The organism is Nitratiruptor tergarcus DSM 16512, assembly GCF_027946175.1.
In the GTDB taxonomy this organism is placed as follows: Bacteria; Campylobacterota; Campylobacteria; order Campylobacterales; family Nitratiruptoraceae; genus Nitratiruptor; species Nitratiruptor tergarcus.
The window spans coordinates 298,992-317,299 of sequence record NZ_AP026671.1 but is presented as its reverse complement, the minus strand read 5'-3'; the positions used below and the strand labels follow the sequence as shown (position 1 = coordinate 317,299).

Below are 18,308 nucleotides of genomic sequence, written 5' to 3'. Positions count from 1 at the left end.
GTATTAAGCAAGCGGGAAGTTACTCCATCGCCTGCTCAAGATCAGCTATGAGATCTTCTACAACTTCAAGCCCAATGCTAAGACGAATGAGCCCTTCGCTCACCCCCGCAAGCTCTAACTCTTCAGCGCTTAACTGCTGATGGGTAGTAGATGCTGGATGAGTAATTATCGATTTGCTATCACCTATATTGACCACACGGCTAAATATTTTGACACTATCTGCAATTTTTTTTGCTTCTTCAAAGCTCTCAACCTCAAAACTGAGTAACCCGCTTGCTCCACCTTTGAGATACTTTTTAGCATTTTCATAGTTTTTATCTCCCTCAAGCAGTGGATAGTTGACTCTTTTTACCTTTGGATGGTTTTTAAGCCATTTCGCAATCTCTAAAGCACTTTGGCTATGCTGTTTGATGCGAAGATTTAAATGCTCAAGTCCTTGGATAAAGAGCCAACTGTTAAATGGACTAGGAGCCGATCCCATATCTCTTAATAAACTCAACCTTGCTCGTAAAATAAATGGCGGGAAAGGGGTATCTGAATACACAAGTCCATGATAACTTGCATCTGGTTCATTAAAGTGGTTATATCGAGAATTATTTTTGATTTTTTCTTTAGCACTTTCAGCCTCTACAATAATACCACCAAGAGCGAGTCCTTGCCCAGTGGTATATTTGCTTGTACTATGCACTACCACATCCACACCATACTCGATAGGATTGCACAAAATTGGCGTTGCAACAGTATTATCTACAATGGTTAAGATATTATGTTTCTTAGCAATTGCAACAATCTTTTCAAAATCTGGTACATCAATACTTGGATTTGTAATACTTTCAAAAAAGATGGCTTTTGTTTTTTCATCAATAAGTTTTTCAATCAACTCTGGCTTATGGACATCAAACATCCTCGCTTCAATCCCAAGACGCTTTAGCGTATGGGTAAAAAGCGTCACTGTTCCACCATAGAGCTGATTGGCTGCAATGATGTTATCTCCTGTTTCACATAGATTTAAAATAGAGTAATTAATAGCCGCCATTCCACTGGAAGTCGCGAGTGCTGCAACGCCACCCTCAAGCGCAGCAAATCGTTTTTCAAACACATCTGTGGTTGGATTGCCAATGCGTGTATAGATATTGCCAAGCTCCTTGAGAGCAAAAAGATTAGCAGCATGCTCAGCACTATCAAAGGCATAGGCAGTTGTCATATATATTGGAACTGCCATTGTCTTTTGCTCATCTTTTTCATATCCTGCATGTAAAGCGATAGTCTCTTTTTTCATTGCACCTTCCTTAAAGCATTTTCAAAATCTTCTATAATCATAGCGCAATTTTCTAGTCCCACTGAAATACGCACAAGCCCCTCACTCACGCCTAGATACTCTAGCTCGTTTGCTTTAAAATCTCTATAAATAGTACTTCGCATATGAAGTGCTAATGTTCTGCTATCACCAATATTTGCTGTAATAAAAGGAATTTTTGCATGTTCTAAAAAAGTAAAAGCATCCTCTTTGCTTTTAAAATCAATCCCCATCATCTGTCCTGTACCAAAAGGAAAATATTGCTCATTTTTTGCATAGAGCACTTTGACTTTATCTTTGAGGGCAAGAAAGAGTTTCTGTGCATTATCTGTAGCCTTTTGAATACGAAGAGGCAACGTTTCAAGCCCTAAAATAGTTAAGTAGGCTGCATGTGCTTGCATACTCATACCAAAATCGCGCAATGCTCTTTTTTTGATTACTCCCATGATGGCATCTTTGCCGAGATTTTCATAAAAGTTTTGTAAAAATGGGAAGTGTATAAAAAGATCTTTTCTTGGCTCTTTATAGATAATAGCTCCACCAAGTGCCTGCGATTGTCCACTAATAACTTTGGTGGTTGAATAGACTATAATATCTGCTCCCCAAGAAAATGGCTCAAAGAGAAGTGGTGTTATAGTATTATCAACAACAAATAAAATCCCATGTTTTTGGGCTAATTTTCCTAGCTTTACAAAATTAACAACTGTTAATGAAGGATTGCCCACACTTTCACAAAAAATCATCTTTGTCTGCGGAGATAAAACGACTTCTTCATCAGCTTTAAAAAAACGTACTTTTATTCCAAACCTGGGCAAATTTTGTGTAAAAAATGCATACGTTCCACCAAAAAGCCCTCCAACACAGACAATTTCATCTCCACTTTGTAAAAATGCACTCACTACTGCTGCTATTGCACCCATCCCACTTGATGTTACAACTGCACCATCACCTTGATCTATACCAGCTAATAAAGTTTCTAGTTTTGCATTAGTAGGATTGCCCATTCTAGCATACAGAGGCTTTCTACTCTCTCCAGCAAAAACAGCTTCCGCACTTTTTGGATCTCCATAACTAAAAGCTGCGGATCCTATAATTGGTGGAGAAATAGCTCCATCCTTAGCTGCGCTTTGCTGCAATACAAAGGTTTGGAATCGCTCAAAATTGTTCATACTGGCTCTTTATCATAAAGATTTGTTATATTGCTAGGAGTTATTGTAGATAAAAATTTTTAAATTAAGCTAAAGAGAGCTACCACTATACGTGGTAGTTTGGAGCCTCTTTTGTGATTGTTACATCGTGCACATGCGATTCTTTGAGTCCAGCACTTGTAATTTCTACAAACTCGGCTCTCTCTTGAAAGGTAGGAATATCTTTCGCACCCACATACCCCATTGAGCTGCGAAGGCCACCAATGAGTTGATGAATTACATTAGAAATCTTTCCTCGATATGGCACCATTCCTTCAATACCTTCAGGTACCAGTTTATCCGCAGCCGTTCCCTCTTGGAAGTAGCGATCTGTGCTACCCTTTGTCATTGCACCAATACTTCCCATACCACGGTATGTCTTATACTGGCGGCCTTGATACATAATCACTTCGCCAGGACTCTCCTCTGTTCCAGCAAGCAAACTTCCGATCATTACACTACTAGCACCAACTGCGAGTGCTTTTGCAACATCACCAGAGTATTTGATTCCCCCATCAGCAATAATTGGCACACCATACTCTTTTGCTACAGCTGCACACTCATCAATTGCACTTATTTGTGGCACACCTACACCTGCAACAATTCTTGTAGTACAGATACTTCCTGGTCCTATTCCCACCTTCACTGCATCTGCACCAGCTTTGATTAAGTCCTCAGTAGCCTCTGCTGTTGCCACATTACCAGCAACCACATCAATTTCAAGCTCATTTTTGATAGCTCTGAGCGTATCTATGATTCCTTGAGAGTGCCCATGAGCTGAATCAAGCACCAATACGTCTACGCCAGCATCTACAAGAGCACGTGCACGATCAAGCTGATTTACTCCAATTGCAGCACCGACTCGGAGTCTTCCAAACTCATCTTTATTGGCATTTGGATATTCTATCTTTTTCTTGATATCTTTAATTGTTACAAGCCCTTTGAGCCTTCCCTCTTCATCAATGATAGGGAGTTTTTCTATTTTATGCTCATTCATTTTCTCTGCTGCCTCTTCGAGAGTAATGCCAGGTTGAGCAGTAATGAGAGGCATTTTTGTCATCACTTGTGAAACTTTTTTGCTAAAGTCCTTTTCAAAACGCATATCCCTATTAGTTAAAATTCCCAATAGATGCATCTGCTCATCAACAACAGGTACACCACTTATTTTATACTCACTCATAAGCCTCTCTGCTTCAGCCAGTGTTGCATCGGGATGAACATAAATAGGATCAATGATTACTCCACTCTCACTCTTTTTTACTCTTTTGACCTCTTGCACTTGCGATTCAATATCCATATTTTTATGAATAATCCCAATGCCACCAAGTCTTGCCATCGCAATTGCTGCTCTATGCTCTGTTACTGTATCCATAGCAGCTGAAACCAAAGGGATATTGAGTGGAACATTGCGCGTAAGTTTTGTTGTAATATTTACCTCTTTTGGTAAAACTGTTGAATGCTTGGGTACCAGTAATACATCTTCAAAAGTCAACGCTCTTTTTCTAATTCTCATATTAGCTCCTTACTACTCGTTCAAGACTCATCGCACCATCAAAAAGAGTCTGCTCATCAAAGGCTTTACCAATCAATTGCAAACCAACAGGCAATCCCTCATGCTCATCTACAGGCAAACTTATTGCTGGAAGTCCTGCAAGATTCACCCCTATTGTATAAACATCGCTCAAGTACATCTCAAGTGGTGATTTGAGCTCTCCAAATTTATATGCTACATCAGGAGCTACCGGAGAGAGGATGAGATCTACCTTTTCAAAAACTTTACTATATTCATCTTTGATGAGATGGCGCACTCTTTGGGCTTTAATGTAATACGCGTCATAGTAACCACTACTAAGCACAAAAGTACCAAGAAGTATTCTTCTTTTGACCTCTTCACCAAAACCTTCACTTCTTGTCTTTTTATACATCTCTTTAAGATTGCTTGCTTCGGCTCTATATCCATAGCGTACACCATCATAGCGGCTAAGGTTCGTACTCGCTTCAGCCATCGCAGTGATATAGTAGCTTGCTATATCATACTTTGCATCCATTAAACTTACTTCTACAATCTCATGTCCAGCCTCTTTGAGAGCAGCTACTGCTTTATCGTAGGCTTTTTGTACTGCTGCACTTGCATCTTTGACATAGTTTGGCACAACGCCAATTGTAAGTTTACGATCCGCATTTGGTACCACTGGCTCAAAAGGCACGCGTGCACTAGTACTATCACGCTCATCTACCCCAGCAATCATATTATATAGAATAATCGCATCTTCTACATTTTGTGTCATTGGACCAATTTGATCAAGACTGCTTCCATAAGCTGCAAGCCCATATCTGCTCACTCTCCCATAAGTTGGCTTCATTCCCACAATTCCACAAAAAGCAGCAGGCTGGCGAATACTTCCACCAGTATCACTTCCAAGTGCAGCAATTGCAATGCCAGCAGCTACCACAGCAGCACTTCCCCCACTACTTCCACCTGGTACTCTACTCGGATCCCTAGGATTCAACGTCTTTCCATAGCAGCTACTCTCTGTGGTACTTCCCATAGCAAACTCATCCATGTTTGTGCGTCCAAAAGGGGCACATCCAGCACTTTTAAGCTTTTCTATCACAGTTGCGTCATAAGGAGCAATATATCCTTGCAAGATCTTACTTGCACATGTTACTTCCCAACCATCAACCTGGATATTATCTTTTATTGCAATAGGTACACCCTCACCTGCACTATCTAATGCGATATATGCATTGAGTTCTTTTTGCTCTTTGGCTTTTTTTATTAAATCTTTTTTAATCTCTTCTAGCTCCTCTTTTGGAAGCTGTAATGCTTCTTTCAATGTTATCAACTTCTACTCCTTACATATAAAATACCTGCTACAACCAATACAATAAAAAAGACTATCGCCCAAACAATTGCCATAGGTGGAACTGGCTTACTAAAGTCCATCTACTACCCTTTGACAGCGTGGACAAAGTTTATCCTCTTGTAGAGCTTGATATTTCCAGCAGCGTGGGCATTTATGCAATGTAGCTCTGCGTACAACAAACGTATCTCCCTCACACTCAAAATCACCTAGCTCCTCACCGCCAATTTCACTCTCCACTCCACTCACAATAAACCAATCCTCTCTCTCTGTTTTTGGAAGATCCAAAACTTTTTGTGAAGATGTCTCAATGACCACTTCCAAAGTTGCTTTAATCTTCTTCTCTTTTTTGAGTTTATCAGCTAGCTCATTAAATTTTGCGCGTGCTTGGAGCATATACTCCTCATCGAAATCACTCTGCACTGGGGCAAGGCGCTCTATGGCAAAATCAAAAATATCTTCTTTATCATTTTTAAAAATTTTTGGAGCATGCTCTACAATCTCATCTGCGGTATAGGTAAGAACCGGTGCAATGAGACCCAGCAGAGATCGTGCAATAAGTGCCATTGCACTTTGGCTTGCACGTCTATGCACATCCTCTTTTGCATCACAATAGAGTCTATCTTTGCACACATCAAGATAGATCCCACTAAATTCATTTACAATAAAGTGATTGAGTTTTTGAAAGGCTTTTGAAAACTCATATTGAGAGAAATACTCTTCTACTTCACTCAAAACTATTGCAGCTTTATGGAGTATCCATCTATCAAGTACTCCAAACTCCTCGTTTATCTCTTCAAGATCATTGATATTTGCTAGCATAAAGCGAAAAGTATTGCGCAATTTCCTATATTGCTCAGCAATCTGCTTGAGAATATTTTCACTGATTTTCAGATCACTTTGATAATCACTCATCGCAACCCAAAGGCGTAAAATCTCTACACCAAATTTTTTGGCAACATCTTGTGGAGCTACAACATTACCTTTGGATTTGCTCATCTTCTCACCCTTCTCATCTACAGTAAATCCATGGGTGAGAATAGCTTTGAATGGCGCTCGCTTTTCTATTGCGCTACTAACTAAAAGTGAACTTTGAAACCATCCTCGATGCTGATCACTTCCTTCTAAGTAGAGATCTGCTGGATAATTTCCAGCATCATAGCGGCGGGATTTTAGCACTGCATACCATGTAGATCCACTATCAAACCACACATCAAGAATATCCATCACTTTCTCTAAGTTTTGCGGATCGTATCCGCTGCCTGGATAGAGAAGATCTTTTATTTCCATACTATACCAAGCATCTGTCCCAAAACGCTCAAAAATCATTGCAATATAGTTAAGAACTTTCTCATCTAAAATCACTTCGCCAGTAGTTTTATCTCTAAAAAATGCGATAGGCACTCCCCAATCGCGCTGCCTTGAAATACACCAGTCTGGACGATTCTCTATCATCGAGCGCAAACGGTTGCGACCCCACTCTGGATAAAAAGTTGTTTTTTCAACCTCTTCTAAAGCAATTTGTCGCAGCGTCTTTTGCAACTCTTTTGGAGCCTTATCTACCGCTATAAACCACTGTTTTGTAGCTCGAAAAATAACAGGCTTATGTGTTCTCCAGCAGTGAGGATAGGAGTGCTCAATTTTTTCAGCCAAAAGGAGATTATCACCAAGAAGCTCAAGGATCTTCTCATTTGCATCAAATACATTCATACCAACAAACTCTTCTGGAAGAAGCTTTTCTCTTACAATTGTCTCATCATACCTTCCAGCATCATCCACAGGCATAAGTACTTCAAGATTATAGGCAAGTCCTACGCGGTAGTCATCTTCACCATGCCCAGGCGCAGTATGTACGGCTCCCGTACCGCTTTCCGTTGTTACATGCGATCCAAGCACTATGCGACTGCGACGATTATTGAGAGGATTGATTGCATGGAGGTTTTCTAGCTCTTTGGGTTCAATCTCTTTTTCTATTTCACCTTTTACAACACCTTTTGCTTTGAGATTTTCAAAGAGATCCTTCGCTACGATAAATCCATCAGTTGTAAGCACATAAACAATATCAGGGTTGAGGGCAATTCCTGTGTTTGCTGGCAGTGTCCAAGGTGTTGTAGTCCAAATGATTATACTAGCATCTTTTCCCACTCTTTGCGCTGCCTCTTTATCAAGCTTGAATGCTACGTAAATAGAAGGACTTACTTTATCTTCATACTCTACTTCTGCTTCTGCTAATGCAGTTTTAGCTGCCCAGCTCCAGTATACAGGTTTGCTGCGCTCTACCAAAAGCCCCTCTTTTGCAATCTCACATAACGCACGGTAGATATCTGCTTCAAATGCATAGTCCATAGTAAGATAAGGTTTTTCCCAATCAGCTACAATACCAAGCCCCTTAAACTCCTCTTTTTGGATATTGACAAATTTGCTTGCATGCTCACGGCATAACTCTCTAATCTTTGTCTTTGGCAACTCCTCTTTTTTCTTGGTCCCTAACTTCTTTTCTACTTGCTGCTCTATAGGAAGTCCATGACAATCCCATCCAGGAGTAAAACGTATAGCATTTCCCTGAAAGTAGTTAAATTTAACGATAATATCTTTGAGGATTTTATTGAGCGCATGGCCAATATGAATATGACCATTGGCATAGGGAGGGCCGTCATGGAGTGTAAAGAGAGGTTTTCCCTCCCTCTTTTGTTTCATTTTTTGATAAACATCTTTTTCAAACCATCTCTTATAGCGTTTTGGCTCATTTTGTGGGAGATTTCCACGCATAGGAAAGGTGGTTTTTGGAAGTAGCAGTGTCTCTTTATAATCCATTCATCCCTCTTTTGCATTTTTGGTATATATTTTATTCAAAAAGTGATTAAAAGGCTCTGAATATTTGATATAATCCTTAAAGATAGTTTCTAGCAAGCCCGAAGGACTCCTCATGAAAAATATCATCCTCTACGTTGGCAAAGAGTTCCTCATAAACACAGAGCTCGTATCATATATAAAACGTGAAGCTCTCAAAAAGATAGAGTGTATAAATGCAGAGCTCTATCTCGCTGAAAAAGATAAAAATCTCTTTTTAAAAATATCTAAAGCCTTGGAAGAGTATGACAAAACGCTCATCGTTACAACTCCACAAAGCTATGCTACTACAAGCAAGATTATTGCAACTATTTTTGAAGACAATCTCATAGCAAATGAAGAGATGCTAGTTCCTTCAAAAGCAAAAATTGTTGAAAAAAATAGCTTTTTACTTACTTTTGCAGATAAATCGCTCAATCTCATTAAAGCAGAATCTTGCTCAAAGCTTCCAAAAATTCTTCTTGAATCACAAAAAGAGACAGCACTCTTTTATATTTTTGATATGCCAAAGGAAGAAATAGTAGAAAAGCTCCTTCCTCTTGCTAAAAGTTATGATATAGATTTTATTCTCTCCCAAGAGAGTATTAATCTCTATAAACTCTTCGCATATAATAAGCGCTTTGGCGATATTGCAATGTTCGTGCAAAATGCAAAACTCTTGATACCACAAAATCTCGTAGTTACGACGAATATATTTGAATACCTTATAGAAAGATTGTCTGCACTGCACAAAACAATTACCTTTGCTGAAAGCTGTACAGGAGGACTTCTTGCCTCACTTCTTACAAAAGTTCCAGGTTCATCAAATATTTTTAATGGCTCTTTAGTTACTTATGCAAACGAAATAAAAAATGCATGGCTTGGAGTCAAGCAAGAAACACTCCAAGCCTTTGGTGCAGTGAGTGAAGAGACAGTAGAAGAGATGCTTAAAGGTGCTATGAGAGTTGCACAAGCAGACTTTGCTATAGCTATAAGCGGGATTGCAGGTCCTGGAGGTGCTACAGAAACTAAACCAGTTGGTACTGTAGTAGTTGGCTGTAAAAGCGCATCTCATGAAATCATTCGCACGCTCTATTTCAAAGGAGATCGTAACTACATTCAATACCAAGCAGCAATGTATGGCATAAAGTTGCTCTTTGAAATTGCAAAAGATGAGCTTTTCTAAGTTTGTAAAATGAAAATAAATAAATCATCTATTGTGGACTTATACAAACTCTGCATAAGTTCAAACACATATGGCACTCCGAGAGGGAGAGTGAGGAGTGCAAATCAAATACACGTTGCCAGGGCTCAAAGGATATAAAAGATTAGAGAGGATATACTACAATTCGCTTATGATAAGCGAAGAGGCAAAAAGAAGAAAAAAGATATTGGAGTTTTGGGAAAAATATGGACTAGCAGCAACAACTGAAGCTTTTGGAGTAAGCAGAAGAACACTCTTTCGATGGAAAAAGAGTTTAAATGATGCAAATGGCGATATCAAAGCCTTAAATCCAAAATCACGAAGACCAAAAAGAGTAAGAGAGTCAAAAGTACCAAGAGAAGTTATTAATGAGATAAAAAGATTAAGAAAAGAGTATCCCAACATCGGCAAAGCAAAACTCTACCACCTGCTTAAACCTTTTTGTGAAGAAAAAGAACTTAAAACTCCCTCGGAATCCACAATAGGAAGAATAATCGCAAAAGCACCAGATACAATGAGACTTTTTCCCTACCGCATCGATACAAAAGGAAAAGTGAAACCAAAAAAGAAGACACAAAAAAACAGAAAACCAAAAAACCTCAAATCTAAACCATTTGAACTCTGGGCAGTCGATACCATCCAAATAGTATCAAACGGTATAAAACGATATATCCTTACTATGATTGACCCACTCACACGTATTGCATTCGCAGTAGCAATTCCATCTAAAAGAGCAAAACATACTGCATATGCTCTTGAAGCTTTAATTGATGGAATAACCTCCATCAAACAAAAACGTAAACTTGCAATTCTTTCAGATAATGGCAGTGAATTTAAAAAAGAGTTTGATGCTCTGCTTGAACAAAAAGGCTTTACACACTACTGGACATATCCAAGGAGCCCTAAAATGAATGCACACAATGAAAGATTCAATAGAACAATTCAAGAACAATTTATTCAATACTATGAAGATTTACTCTTTACAGATTTGGATGAATTCAATAAAAAATTAGCAAAATGGCTCATCGATTACAATACCAAAATACCACACTCTTCTCTTAATTTTAAATCTCCGGTACAATACCTTCTTGAAAATCATTATGAGTGCCATATGTATTGGACTTATACAAACTCTTGACAAGCAAAAATTTTTTGCTTATAATTTCACTCACATTCAGCGAAGGCAAAGCAAAAGCCCGAGAATGTGGGAAGTGACCCGTTAGCTCAGCTGGTAGAGCAACTCCCTTTTAAGGAGTGGGCCGTTGGTTCGAATCCAACACGGGTCACCACTTGCGACCCCTTCATCTAGTGGCCAAGGATGCCACCCTTTCACGGTGGTCACAGGGGTTCAAATCCCCTAGGGGTCGCCATTTGGTCGCTTAGCTCAGTTGGTAGAGCGCTTGCCTTACAAGCAAGTGGTCAGTGGTTCGAGTCCACTAGCGACCACCATTGGAGCCGTAGTTCAGTTGGTTAGAATGCCGGCCTGTCACGCCGGAGGTCGCGGGTTCGAGTCCCGTCGGCTCCGCCACGAATAAAACTCCTTCACATAAATCGATCCCCTTTGACATTTTTATGACACTTATATATAATTTCTTCTAACGAGGTTTTTTCATTACATTAAAAAAGGCTCTCTTCTATGCAAAGTACCGATTTTTTCAACACCGCTAAAATTTACCATTTAAATGCAGAAGAGATTAATTTTCTCATCCACTACAGTGAGAAATTACGCCTTGATCCTTTACGAGCTCTTGTAAACAGACAGATTTTTGAAAAGATAATCGAAGCTTACAAAAAAGATATTACAACTATAACTATCAATAAAAAACTTATCAATTCACTCAAAAAGAAGCTTAATTTCACATCCTCTCTTGCAAATACCATCTACTCTACAAAAGATATTCAAAAGGATCAAAAAGCAAAATTTTATTTTGATCGGTTTCAATTTGTACCACTACAATTGCAAGATAACCAAAAAAACTATCTTTTATGGAAAGCTTTATTGCATAGAAATGTAAATCTGCTCAAAGAGAATATATCAGGAGAGATTATTTTTGAGGAGCGTTATCTCATAGCTTATAAGTTCACTACAACAATCACAGAGATTTATAAATATGCAGATGAAATATTCGTCAAAACTCCCCATAGTGATAATATTATAGTTCTTGCAAAACGGAGATATCCTCGTGTTGAAGTAGATCTCGAAGGGTTTGTGCGCAAAAGTGGTAAACTGCGAGACAATCCATTCTATAAATGCCGTATCTGTAATATCTCAGAAGGTGGTGCTAAAATATGCCTTCAAAATGCTCCTTTCAAAGAAAATGAGAAACTTATTTTACGTTTCAAACTCGCATTTGAAGATATTGATACTGAATCTATAGTTGAAGCAGAAATCACATACGATGGTATGGAGAGTTATGGTCTAAAATTCGTTGGTATGGATGAGTACTCACGCCATGTAGTACGCAAGTTTGTTACTTCACAGATCAACAAAAATGCCCAATCTTAAAACTCCATACTTTACAAAGTCTCTAAACTCTTAACTTTTCTCTTTGCAATTACTCCCTTTTGCCATAGAGAAAATCTCTTAAAATTTTACTATGGTCAAATACTAGTTTTTCCCAAGGGATCTCCTCCAGTCTAAAGATTTTAGCAATTTTAGCATCATCTGCACCCCTTGGCTTACCAGTTGCAACACACTCAAAAGTAACTGATACAGTATGAAATCGCGGATCCCTCGCTGGATCGCTATAAACACCAAATACTCTCACAATATCTACATCTAAATTTGTCTCCTCTTTCATTTCCCTAGCTAATGCTTGCTCCACGCTCTCACCAATCTCTACAAATCCACCTGGCAAAGCTACACCTAAAGGAGCATTTTTTCGCTCAATGAGTACAATGCCTAAAAAATTTTCTTTGTCAAATACCTTGATAATTCCATCTACTGCCACATAAGGGGTTTTGGGACGAAAAGGATATGTATACACTACGCTACCTTTTGAGAAGTTTTTTGAGATTTTTGAGATCTCTTGTATTGATAATATCATCTTTTTCACACCATCCGCGTCTTGCTTGATTGACTCCATACTGCATATAGTAGAGCGAAAAGATATTGTGCGAATCTGTATTTATTGCCATTTTTACTCCCATATCTTTTGCCATTTTGATATGGATATCATTGAGATCGAGACGCTCTGGTTGTGCATTAATCTCCATGAAAATATTATTCTCTTTTGCTTTTTGTAAAATCTTTTCCATATCAATCTCTATTGGCTCACGCATCTGAATCATCCTGCCTGTAGGATGCGCCAAAATATTGACATGAGGATTATCAAAAGCTTTGAGAATACGGGCAGTCTGCTTCTCTTTTGAAAGATTAAATTTGTAATGGACTGCAACCAAAACAACATCCATCTGCGCTAGCACCTCATTACTCATATCAAGGGAACCATCTTCAAGAATATCGACTTCCATCCCTTTAAGAATTGTAATACCATTAATCTTTTCATTAATCTTGTCAATCTCTTCAAACTCCTGTAAGACTCTTTTCTCATCAAGACCCTTTGCAACTGTAAGGCGCTTGGAGTGATCTGTGATAGCGATATATTCATACCCCATCTCTTTGGCAGCTTTTGCCATATCTTCAATAGTATGCTTTCCATCGCTATAGACTGTATGCATATGAAGATCGCCTCGTATATCTTTTTGCTCTATAAGCTTTGGTAGTTTTCCAGCTTTACACGCTTCGATCTCTCCTCTATTTTCGCGCAGCTCTGGCTCTATATAGCAGAGTCCTACAGCTTTATACACCTCCTCTTCTGTACGCCCTGCAATACGCTGCTCACCGCGAAAAACACCATACTCGTTGACTTTGAGTCCTAACTCAATTGCTAGTTTTCGTACCGCAATATTGTGCTGCTTGGATCCTGTAAAATAGTGCAGTGCAGAGCCATAACTCTCATCTTCCACACTGCGCAAATCTACTTGCAGATCGTTTTGAAGTATTACTGTAGAGCGAGTGGAGCCAGCTGAGACTACCTCTTTGATTTTTGGATATTTGACAAAATGGCGAATTACTTCACTAAAATCTTTGGCTGTAGCAAGAATATCAAGATCTCCTACCGTCTCTTTTTTGCGGCGAAAACTACCTGCAACTTCTAAATGGGTCAGCTCTATTTGACGAAGGTATGCTAAGAGATCATCTACATACTCTTTAGCTTCACTCCATTTAAATCTATGCCCCGCTTTTTTAGCTAGTCGCACACCCCGCAAAATCTTCTCTACCAGAGTTGGACCAAAGCCCGGTAATTTCTCTATCTCCCCACTCTCAGCAGCTCTACGCAGATCCTCCATTGATTGGATATGAAGCTGCTCGTAGAGTGTTTTTATACGCTTTGGTCCTAAACCTTCAATAGAGAGCATCTCCACTAATGTTGGAGGGATCTCCTCTTTGAGCTGCTCTAATTTAGAAAATTTTCCCGTTTTGACAATCTCTTTAATGTAGAGACTAAGATCTGTTCCAATTCCAGGGAGTTTTGTCAAATCATAGCCGCTTTCTACTAGCTCTTCGAGAGGCTTTCCAATATTTTCTACTGTTCTTGCTGCATTGCGGTAGGCTCTCACTTTAAAAGGGTTTTCCCCTTTAATCTCCAACAGATCTGCATACTCATTAAAAATTTTTGCTATTTCACTATTTGTTATTGCCATCTTTTTCACCTCGATTTAAGATATGCTCCATATATCATCACTGCAATTCCACTTAGTAGCATTCCATACGCCCCACTTTGACTTAGCTCCATACATCCCACAGTAAAACTATTAAAAGCTGTTACCATGAGTCCCCAACCAAAGAGATAGAAGAGCTCACCACGCCTGCAAACCCTACATTTCATAATTTCCTCACTTTTTTGTAATATTATATATCCAAAGGAGTGAAATTGCAAAAAGCGAAACTTTTGCTGCTTGAAGACGATCTCAATCTGAGTGAAACTATTGCAGAATATTTAGAAGATGAAGGATTTGAGGTAGAACAGACGTTTACCTCTGATGAAGCTTTAGAAAAGGTATATGAGCATAACTACGATTTGCTCCTTTTAGATGTCATGGTACCTGGAATTGATGGCTTTACACTCTTAAAAAAGTTACGTCAAAAAAGTGATGCTCCTGCAATTTTTATTACATCTTTGGACAGCGTAGAAAATCTTGAAAAGGGGTATGAGAGTGGTTGTGATGATTATATTCGCAAACCCTTTGCTCTCAAAGAACTCAAACTCCGCATAGAAACACTGCTTAAACGCTCATTTGATACAAAAGAGGAGAAGATTCCAATAGATGAGAAGAGCTATTTTGATATTAAATCTAATCAACTCTTTGTCAATGAGACTCCAGTGAATCTCAATCAAAAAGAGATAAAACTTCTCAAACTCTTTCTTAAACATCCAAACGAACAGATTAGTCACGAAAAGATTTACGAGACTCTGTGGGAGTATGATGAAACTCCCAGCGATATGGCACTGCGTACATATATTAAAAATTTGCGCAAATATCTTGGAAAAGAAAAAATAGAGAGCATAAAACGGTATGGATACAAATTTAACAAGTGAAAAGAGCAGTTTAATCAAATTTCTTGCACTCTATATTTTTCTCACACTTATCATTTTAATACTTGCTTCTATGATGTACTACAAATTTGAAAAAGAGGTAATGCTCTACTCTCGCTTGCCAAAACTCCAAGAATACTCTAAAGATGTAATTCGAAGAATCCGCGCTATGCATGAAAGCCTGTTAGAAGATAACTACTATCCACGCTACTCTACATTTAAATCTGCAATCTATGATGCAGACCATGTAAAGATCTTTTCTCTCTTAGAAAATGAGCATATCGATTTTCAAAATTTTCTCTATAAAAATGGCTCTTATATTCACTTTATCAAAGAGCCAAGCCTCTATTATCTAGGGGCAAAGTATGTGATTATAGAGGTGAAAGATGATGAAATATGGCTTCATAAAGTTTATAAAAACATCGTACTTTTTGGAAGTCTTTTCTTACTCTTTATGGGATTAGTGGGATATTTCCTCGTTAAGCAGTTTCTCAAACCTATGAAAAACTCATTTATACTTCTCAATAATTTCATCAAAGACACTACACATGAGCTCAACACTCCTGTAAGTACAATTTTGACAAACATAGAGACAATTGATAAAAATGAACTTCCACCAAAGATCAACAAAAAACTTAACCGCATTGAGATAGCAGCTCGCACAATTTCAGTCATATATAAAGATCTTGTCTATCTGCTTCTTAAAGATAAATTTCCATCTACTCTAGAAAAGATAGATATCAATGCTCTTTTATCTCAGCGCATTGACTATTTTAAATCCATGGCAGAATCTAAAAAGATAAAAATCTCTTTTTCACAATCTCCTTGCTTTTTAGAAGCAGATAAACAAAAAATTACGCGCCTCATTGACAATCTCCTCTCCAATGCCATCAAGTACAATAAAATCGGTGGCACAATAAAAATAAAAACATTTTCTCGAGGTTTTTATATCGAAGATAGTGGTATTGGCATTCCAGAAGAAAAAATAGGAGAGATCTTTAAAAGATATAAAAGACTAAGTTCTAGTGAAGGAGGCTTTGGCATAGGTCTGCATATTGTCTTATCTATTGCAAATGAATTTGGACTCAAAATCAAAGTCGATTCCAAAGTTAATCAATATACAAGGATTACAATTACATGGTAAAAGTTATATTATGTCTATTTCTCTCTTTACAAATTGTTCTAAGCTCTGATTTTGATACTGCATGCCTCGCATGCCATGAGAAAAAAAATATCCCACTAAAACCGATATTTTTTGAGTATCTTCTCTATTACAGTAGCAAAAGCGCTATTCTCAAAGCCACAAAAGAGTATCTTCTCCATCCAACTCTTCAAAAAAGACTTTATAAAAAGGCTCCACCATACCAGCATAAAATTTCGCAAAAAAGGCTCGATAAACTTTTAGAAGAGTATTGGGAGCGCTATAAAGTCATTGGTAAAATCAAATAGTTCACAATCGGTTCACAATTATGCTTTATAATACTTTTACAATTTATAAAGGAGGCAAGATGAAAAGAATTGCAAGCATTATCTTTGCAGCACTTCTAGGAGCAAGCTTTATAAGCACAGCAGCATTTGCTAGTGCAGATAAAGGGCAAAAGATCTACCAAAAGAAACTCAAAAAGGTATGCGGGTTTAACGGTGCAAAATTTGCAGCGAAACATACCCAAGATGAGTGGGAAGAGATCAATGAGGCTGGAAAATTTGAAGATGAGATTCAAAAACTCTGCCCAAAATATAAAAAAGGGTATCTCAAACCTAGCCAACTCAAGCATATCTATGATTTTGCGTATGAATATGCAAGCGACAGTGGTAACGTACCTAGCTGTTAACCAAAACTAAAATAAAACTAAATCAAGGAGGAAAATATGAAAAAATTGGCAATTATAGGACTCGCAGCAGCAACTGCAATGACTCTCATGGCTTCTGATGGTGCAACACTTTACAAAAAGTGTGCAGGATGTCATGGTGCTCATGGTGAGAAAAAAGCTCTTGGCAAATCTGAAGTTATCAAAGGTTGGCCAAAAGAAAAAACTGTTGAAGCTCTCAAAGGCTACAAAGCTGGTACAAGAAATGTACACGGAATGGGCGCTTTGATGAAAGGTCAGGTTGCTACTCTTAGCGACGCTGATATTGAAGCTATCGCTGATTTCATCTCTAAGCAGTAATCACAGGGGCTCTTGCCCCTTTTATATAAATCTTTGTACCCACTGCACAATTTGCGGTGCACTTAATGCTCCTGAGATTCTATCCAACTCTTCACCATGTAAAAAAGCAATCATTGTAGGAATTCCTCTAATTCCATAATGTGCTGCAAGCTGTGGATACTCTTCAGTATTGAGCTTAGCAAACCAAGCTTTAAGTGGAAATTCTCTTGCAGCTGCTTCAAAATTTGGTGCCATCATACGGCAAGGTCCACACCAAGGAGCCCAAAAATCTACAATAACAGGAATATCATTTTTGGTAAGTATAGTCTCAAAATTTGTTGGATTCAATTCAATAGGATACGTATCAAGCAAATTATATCCACATTTACCACATTTAGCTTTGTTATAATGATCTTTTTTGGGTATTCTGTTAATTGCTAAACAGTTTGGACATACTACATTGATTGTCATGCAAACTCCTTTTTCTTTTGATTGTAGCAAACCAAATCATTTATAGGTGCAACTTTAGTCACTTTTGCTATAATGGAGATATGAAAAAGAGTATATTACTATTGCTTCCTTTAATTTTGTTTCTCATTGCATTTATGAGCAAAAAGCACGAAACAAAAAAGAGCATTGTCAATAAAAAGCATGAACTTTCCCACACAAAGCAGATCGATGTAAACTGCTCTCGTTGTTTTGAACAATATATCGAAGATGTAATCAATAACGGCTCAAACATTTTTAACTACCCAACAAGTCCCATGCCAGCACATACAGTCTCTCCAGAAGATGCAAAGAAAATTGCTGCATTTCTTACTACCCTCCAAGGATTTAAACCCTCACATCCTGAGTGGGTAATAGAAGGAAAATATCTCTTTTATGGCAACTGCGTTGGATGTCACAGTAATAGTGGAAAAGGAAAAAAAGGATATTTTCCTGATCTCACACGCAAACCCCTTGCAGGTATTGAGCTATTGCGAAGGAAACAATAATGCCTGAAAACTTCTCCATCGAAGAGGTATATAGAGTCTACAAGCCTTTAGAGTTTCCAACTACTCGTCTATGGAATGAAAAGAGGCGCAAAAAACGTAAAGCAGTAGAACAGTACAAAAAGAGAAAAAAGCGAAAGGCAAAGAAACATATTATTGATATTTATGTGTAGATTACCTATAATCAT

At 38.2% G+C, this 18,308-nt stretch carries 19 protein-coding genes and 4 tRNA genes; 14 read left to right on the top strand and 9 right to left on the bottom strand.

Translation table 11 applies throughout. The annotated features are described in order from the left end of the window. Window positions 1-19: 19 nt before the first annotated feature. The 5 genes from NITER_RS01700 to ileS all read right to left on the bottom strand — a co-directional run bounded on the left by NITER_RS01700 (window position 20) and on the right by ileS (window position 8,162). The gene (locus NITER_RS01700; RefSeq protein WP_084276346.1) at window positions 20-1,279 is read right to left on the bottom strand and encodes an O-acetylhomoserine aminocarboxypropyltransferase/cysteine synthase family protein; all 1,260 of its coding nucleotides are present in this window, start codon (window positions 1,277-1,279) and stop codon (window positions 20-22) included. Continuing rightward, on the bottom strand, window positions 1,276-2,466 hold the full coding sequence (locus tag NITER_RS01695) for an aminotransferase class I/II-fold pyridoxal phosphate-dependent enzyme (protein WP_084276347.1): 1,191 nt from the start codon (window positions 2,464-2,466) through the stop codon (window positions 1,276-1,278). The genes NITER_RS01700 and NITER_RS01695 overlap by 4 nt, the downstream gene beginning before the upstream one ends. Before the next feature lie 85 nt (window positions 2,467-2,551). Continuing rightward, complete coding sequence (gene guaB / locus NITER_RS01690) at window positions 2,552-3,997, bottom strand: IMP dehydrogenase (protein ID WP_084276349.1); 1,446 nt, start codon at window positions 3,995-3,997, stop codon at window positions 2,552-2,554. Window position 3,998: 1 nt separating this feature from the next. Continuing rightward, a complete protein-coding gene (gatA, locus tag NITER_RS01685; RefSeq protein ID WP_084276351.1) occupies window positions 3,999-5,330 on the bottom strand; it encodes an Asp-tRNA(Asn)/Glu-tRNA(Gln) amidotransferase subunit GatA in 1,332 nt (443 codons plus the stop codon). A 90-nt stretch (window positions 5,331-5,420) separates the two neighbouring features. Continuing rightward, window positions 5,421-8,162: an isoleucine--tRNA ligase gene (ileS, locus tag NITER_RS01680; RefSeq protein WP_084276352.1), complete on the bottom strand. Its 2,742-nt coding sequence runs from the start codon at window positions 8,160-8,162 to the stop codon at window positions 5,421-5,423. Window positions 8,163-8,274: 112 nt separating this feature from the next. Between ileS and NITER_RS01675 the strand changes: the two genes are divergently transcribed. From NITER_RS01675 to NITER_RS01645, 7 genes are all read left to right on the top strand, one after another. Beyond that, window positions 8,275-9,363 (top strand): CinA family protein, encoded by a 1,089-nt coding sequence (locus tag NITER_RS01675; RefSeq protein ID WP_084276353.1) that lies wholly within the window; start codon window positions 8,275-8,277, stop codon window positions 9,361-9,363. Window positions 9,364-9,460: 97 nt separating this feature from the next. Beyond that, a complete protein-coding gene (locus tag NITER_RS01670) occupies window positions 9,461-10,519 on the top strand; it encodes an integrase core domain-containing protein (RefSeq protein WP_281847865.1) in 1,059 nt (352 codons plus the stop codon). Between the two features lie 75 nt (window positions 10,520-10,594). Continuing rightward, window positions 10,595-10,670, top strand: a tRNA-Lys gene (locus NITER_RS01665). Window positions 10,671-10,675: 5 nt separating this feature from the next. Beyond that, a tRNA-Glu gene (locus tag NITER_RS01660) sits at window positions 10,676-10,751 on the top strand. A gap of 3 nt (window positions 10,752-10,754) precedes the next feature. After that, window positions 10,755-10,830, top strand: a tRNA-Val gene (locus NITER_RS01655). Window positions 10,831-10,832: 2 nt separating this feature from the next. Next, a tRNA-Asp gene (locus tag NITER_RS01650) sits at window positions 10,833-10,909 on the top strand. A 108-nt stretch (window positions 10,910-11,017) separates the two neighbouring features. Further along, window positions 11,018-11,887 (top strand): PilZ domain-containing protein, encoded by an 870-nt coding sequence (locus NITER_RS01645; RefSeq protein WP_084276355.1) that lies wholly within the window; start codon window positions 11,018-11,020, stop codon window positions 11,885-11,887. A gap of 49 nt (window positions 11,888-11,936) precedes the next feature. Here NITER_RS01645 and NITER_RS01640 read toward each other — a convergent pair whose 3' ends face one another. The 3 genes from NITER_RS01640 to NITER_RS01630 are packed head-to-tail and all read right to left on the bottom strand — an operon-like array spanning window position 11,937 to window position 14,273. Beyond that, window positions 11,937-12,368, bottom strand: coding sequence for an NUDIX domain-containing protein (locus tag NITER_RS01640; protein ID WP_231988950.1), 432 nt, complete (start codon window positions 12,366-12,368; stop codon window positions 11,937-11,939). Between the two features lie 4 nt (window positions 12,369-12,372). Next, the gene (gene polX, locus NITER_RS01635) at window positions 12,373-14,088 is read right to left on the bottom strand and encodes a DNA polymerase/3'-5' exonuclease PolX (protein WP_084276359.1); all 1,716 of its coding nucleotides are present in this window, start codon (window positions 14,086-14,088) and stop codon (window positions 12,373-12,375) included. Window positions 14,089-14,093: 5 nt separating this feature from the next. Then, complete coding sequence (locus NITER_RS01630) at window positions 14,094-14,273, bottom strand: hypothetical protein (RefSeq protein WP_084276360.1); 180 nt, start codon at window positions 14,271-14,273, stop codon at window positions 14,094-14,096. 45 nt (window positions 14,274-14,318) lie between these two features. On the opposite strand from NITER_RS01630, the gene NITER_RS01625 reads away from it, so the two are divergent. Genes NITER_RS01625 through NITER_RS01605 form a run of 5 tightly spaced genes read left to right on the top strand, consistent with a single transcriptional unit; the run spans window position 14,319 to window position 17,149 of the window. Further along, window positions 14,319-14,984, top strand: a complete 666-nt coding sequence (locus NITER_RS01625; protein WP_084276362.1) for a response regulator transcription factor — start codon at window positions 14,319-14,321, stop codon at window positions 14,982-14,984. Beyond that, window positions 14,962-16,125: a sensor histidine kinase gene (locus tag NITER_RS01620; RefSeq protein ID WP_143779647.1), complete on the top strand. Its 1,164-nt coding sequence runs from the start codon at window positions 14,962-14,964 to the stop codon at window positions 16,123-16,125. The genes NITER_RS01625 and NITER_RS01620 overlap by 23 nt, the downstream gene beginning before the upstream one ends. Then, on the top strand, window positions 16,119-16,430 hold the full coding sequence (locus tag NITER_RS01615) for a hypothetical protein (protein WP_084276364.1): 312 nt from the start codon (window positions 16,119-16,121) through the stop codon (window positions 16,428-16,430). The genes NITER_RS01620 and NITER_RS01615 overlap by 7 nt, the downstream gene beginning before the upstream one ends. Before the next feature lie 59 nt (window positions 16,431-16,489). Next, the gene (locus tag NITER_RS01610; RefSeq protein WP_084274926.1) at window positions 16,490-16,813 is read left to right on the top strand and encodes a fimbrial protein; all 324 of its coding nucleotides are present in this window, start codon (window positions 16,490-16,492) and stop codon (window positions 16,811-16,813) included. 36 nt (window positions 16,814-16,849) lie between these two features. Continuing rightward, window positions 16,850-17,149, top strand: a complete 300-nt coding sequence (locus NITER_RS01605) for a c-type cytochrome (protein ID WP_084276365.1) — start codon at window positions 16,850-16,852, stop codon at window positions 17,147-17,149. Between the two features lie 21 nt (window positions 17,150-17,170). Here NITER_RS01605 and trxC read toward each other — a convergent pair whose 3' ends face one another. Next, entirely contained in the window at window positions 17,171-17,599 is a 429-nt protein-coding gene (gene trxC, locus NITER_RS01600) for a thioredoxin TrxC (protein WP_197685335.1), read from the bottom strand. 80 nt (window positions 17,600-17,679) lie between these two features. On the opposite strand from trxC, the gene NITER_RS01595 reads away from it, so the two are divergent. Together NITER_RS01595 and NITER_RS01590 are read left to right on the top strand one after the other, a co-directional pair. Continuing rightward, complete coding sequence (locus tag NITER_RS01595) at window positions 17,680-18,123, top strand: c-type cytochrome (protein ID WP_084276367.1); 444 nt, start codon at window positions 17,680-17,682, stop codon at window positions 18,121-18,123. Then, complete coding sequence (locus NITER_RS01590; protein WP_159445335.1) at window positions 18,123-18,293, top strand: hypothetical protein; 171 nt, start codon at window positions 18,123-18,125, stop codon at window positions 18,291-18,293. Before NITER_RS01595 ends, NITER_RS01590 begins: the two co-directional genes overlap by 1 nt. Window positions 18,294-18,308 lie beyond the last annotated feature (15 nt).

Bases quoted from the DNA above. Each gene is read 5' to 3' on its own strand.
- NITER_RS01700 (WP_084276346.1), bottom strand. From the start codon at position 1,279: ATGAAAAAAGAGACTATCGCTTTACATGCAGGATATGAAAAAGATGAG.
- NITER_RS01695 (WP_084276347.1), bottom strand. From the start codon at position 2,466: ATGAACAATTTTGAGCGATTCCAAACCTTTGTATTGCAGCAAAGCGCA.
- guaB (WP_084276349.1), bottom strand. From the start codon at position 3,997: ATGAGAATTAGAAAAAGAGCGTTGACTTTTGAAGATGTATTACTGGTA.
- ileS (WP_084276352.1), bottom strand. From the start codon at position 8,162: ATGGATTATAAAGAGACACTGCTACTTCCAAAAACCACCTTTCCTATG.
- NITER_RS01675 (WP_084276353.1), top strand. From the start codon at position 8,275: ATGAAAAATATCATCCTCTACGTTGGCAAAGAGTTCCTCATAAACACA.
- NITER_RS01645 (WP_084276355.1), top strand. From the start codon at position 11,018: ATGCAAAGTACCGATTTTTTCAACACCGCTAAAATTTACCATTTAAAT.
- polX (WP_084276359.1), bottom strand. From the start codon at position 14,088: ATGGCAATAACAAATAGTGAAATAGCAAAAATTTTTAATGAGTATGCA.
- NITER_RS01630 (WP_084276360.1), bottom strand. From the start codon at position 14,273: ATGAAATGTAGGGTTTGCAGGCGTGGTGAGCTCTTCTATCTCTTTGGT.
- NITER_RS01620 (WP_143779647.1), top strand. From the start codon at position 14,962: ATGGATACAAATTTAACAAGTGAAAAGAGCAGTTTAATCAAATTTCTT.
- NITER_RS01615 (WP_084276364.1), top strand. From the start codon at position 16,119: ATGGTAAAAGTTATATTATGTCTATTTCTCTCTTTACAAATTGTTCTA.
- NITER_RS01610 (WP_084274926.1), top strand. From the start codon at position 16,490: ATGAAAAGAATTGCAAGCATTATCTTTGCAGCACTTCTAGGAGCAAGC.
- NITER_RS01605 (WP_084276365.1), top strand. From the start codon at position 16,850: ATGAAAAAATTGGCAATTATAGGACTCGCAGCAGCAACTGCAATGACT.
- trxC (WP_197685335.1), bottom strand. From the start codon at position 17,599: ATGACAATCAATGTAGTATGTCCAAACTGTTTAGCAATTAACAGAATA.
- NITER_RS01595 (WP_084276367.1), top strand. From the start codon at position 17,680: ATGAAAAAGAGTATATTACTATTGCTTCCTTTAATTTTGTTTCTCATT.
- NITER_RS01590 (WP_159445335.1), top strand. From the start codon at position 18,123: ATGCCTGAAAACTTCTCCATCGAAGAGGTATATAGAGTCTACAAGCCT.